3 protein-coding genes are annotated in these 1327 nt (G+C 35.9%); 2 read left to right on the top strand and 1 reads right to left on the bottom strand.

Annotated features, from left to right (window positions below; genetic code table 11):
• A partial coding sequence (locus GQR46_RS19780; RefSeq protein WP_165742237.1) for a response regulator occupies nt 1-372 on the bottom strand: 372 nt, incomplete at its 3' end.
• Between the two features lie 113 nt (nt 373-485).
• Here GQR46_RS19780 and GQR46_RS19775 point away from each other — a divergent pair.
• Entirely contained in the window at nt 486-929 is a 444-nt protein-coding gene (locus GQR46_RS19775; RefSeq protein WP_101217800.1) for a hypothetical protein, read from the top strand.
• 106 nt (nt 930-1035) lie between these two features.
• Nucleotides 1036-1281: a hypothetical protein gene (locus tag GQR46_RS19770; protein WP_002958222.1), complete on the top strand. Its 246-nt coding sequence runs from the start codon at nt 1036-1038 to the stop codon at nt 1279-1281.
• The last annotated feature ends 46 nt before the right edge of the window (nt 1282-1327 follow it).

The following is a 1327-nucleotide window of genomic DNA, read 5'->3' as shown; positions in this document are numbered from 1 at the left end:
TAAATCTGGATAAAACTTCTTAAGCATTGCCGCTATTTTTTTAGGTGTAAATGGCTTTACTACAAACCCTTTAGCGCCTTTATCAATTGCATCCTTAACATTCTCAATACCTGAATGTGCAGATACCATAACCACATTTGTCTCTGGGCTTAATTCATTGATTTGTGCAATCAAATCTTTACCATCACCGTCTGGCAATTCAATGTCTAAAAAAATGATATTATAATTTGCAGCTTGGCACTCACTAATACATTGTGAGGCAGTAGATGCTTCCTTTACGTTATCTATCCCTAAGTGCATGAGCGTTTGGCTCAAAAAACTACGCACTGTGCTAACGTCATCTACAATTAAAATTGATAGCTGCGTATTCATCTTTATTCCTCGTAGGCTATAAGCTAACTTTAAGTTATCATAATAATTAGCTTAGTATATAAATTTACTCATTTAATTATAGAGACCTACGGAAAAAAGGCCAGATTTGCTTTATGTCTAAAACACCAAATAAACAATCGTTGCTAGGTAAAGCACCGGCAAGAAAAAAAACAGCGCAAAAAAGAAAACCTCAGCGTTCTACTCAGCGCCCTTCACCTGGCGAGTTAAATTCCAGTGCAAAGAATGATATAAGCCAAAAAACAACGCAAAAAAAAGGACTGTTTATATCACTCGCTGTCGTTGCTGTAATAATTTTAGCTTTTCCAAAACCTACCTTACTCACCTATAAAAAATTAGGGATGGTAAGTGAGAGTGTTTACTGGCCCGGATTCTTTGGCAAGGGGGCTACTTTAATTGATTCAAACCTACACCCCACCTATGATTCTAGCCGTGAGTCCCTTTATTTATGCAGTGACTTACAAAAACCGCAGAGCTGCCAAAAGTATCAAGTAATTGCTGATAATGGTTTATTTTCAGCAATCGGTAGCTACTTTTAGCATTAAAAAAACTAATCTGAAAATTTAAAATTACTTGGTTGAAAGGTGCGCAAAAGATCAACATAATGGCGCTCCTTTTTTCAACAACTGAACTATTGAAACGACCATGCTAAACGAGCTAGATTGGCTTTTAAATACTACACTACTTGCACTAGGTTTAGGTGCATTCTTTATTAACCAGATAACACTGCTGCGCGTTGCCGCCATTAGTGCGTGTGGTTTATTATTCTTATCATTTAGCTTAGATCTTATGTCGTCGAGTGTTATTTCAAATATGAGTTTAGTGTTGATCAATACTTTTTACTTGTTTAAAGTTTATACATTTGGGCAATTTAATGTAACCCAAAGTTAACAACTTTTCCCTAGAATATTTAATAGCCCAGCATTACTGGGCTTTT

This window comes from Pseudoalteromonas sp. Z1A6 (assembly GCF_011378745.1).
In the GTDB taxonomy this organism is placed as follows: domain Bacteria; phylum Pseudomonadota; class Gammaproteobacteria; order Enterobacterales; family Alteromonadaceae; genus Pseudoalteromonas; species Pseudoalteromonas arctica.
Note: the sequence above shows the minus strand (reverse complement) of the source record. Positions and strands in the feature narration are given on the sequence as shown.

What these genes read in the sequence shown, in the direction of transcription:
- GQR46_RS19775 (WP_101217800.1), top strand. Translation starts at nt 486, where the DNA reads ATGTCTAAAACACCAAATAAACAATCGTTGCTAGGTAAAGCACCGGCA.
- GQR46_RS19770 (WP_002958222.1), top strand. Translation starts at nt 1,036, where the DNA reads ATGCTAAACGAGCTAGATTGGCTTTTAAATACTACACTACTTGCACTA.